At 29.4% G+C, this 668-nt stretch carries 1 protein-coding gene; it reads right to left on the bottom strand.

All coding sequences use genetic code 11. The annotated features are described in order from the left end of the window. Positions 1 to 668: [FeFe] hydrogenase H-cluster radical SAM maturase HydG (gene hydG / locus G3997_RS03210; RefSeq protein ID WP_296648012.1), on the bottom strand; the 668-nt coding region annotated here is incomplete at both ends.

Genomic DNA, 668 nt, shown 5'->3' with positions numbered 1-668 from the left:
TTTTCTTCTARATGWGCATTATGCATCATAAGTGCTAATACTTCAAATCTAGGGTCAGATAATCCAAATAAAACTCCAGCTCCAACATCATCAATTCCAGCTTCCATAGCTCTATCAAATGCAGTTAARTGATATTCATAGTCTCCTTTTATTGACTTTGGATGCATTTTATTGTAAGTTTCTTTGTGATATGTTTCTTGGAATAATATATAAGTCCCTATTCCCTTTTCATGTAATTTTTTATAATTTTCTACAGTAGTAGCAGCTATATTTACGTTAACTCTTCTTATTTCTCCATTTGCATTTTGAGTTTTGTATATTGTATCTAAGCATTCTAGTACATAATCTATTGAWGCATTTACTGGGTCTTCACCAAGTTCTAGTGCTAATCTTTTATGTCCCATCTGCTCTAATATTCTAACTTCTTCTGCTACTTCTTCCATAGTTAATTTTCTTCTATTAAACTTGTTATCTCTTTTATAACCACAATAAACACAATTATTTACACAATAGTCACTAACATAAAGAGGAGCAAATACTACTACTCTTTTTCCATATATGTCATTTTTAATTTCTCCAGCTAATGAATATATTTCTTGTAAATCTTTTTCATCTTCAGCTTGAAGTAATATCGCTATATCTTTATAAGATAGGCCATTTCTTTTTTT

The organism is Romboutsia sp. 13368, from assembly GCF_018336475.1.
In the GTDB taxonomy this organism is placed as follows: domain Bacteria; phylum Bacillota; class Clostridia; order Peptostreptococcales; family Peptostreptococcaceae; genus Romboutsia.
This window is presented reverse-complemented; position numbering and strand designations above follow the sequence as displayed.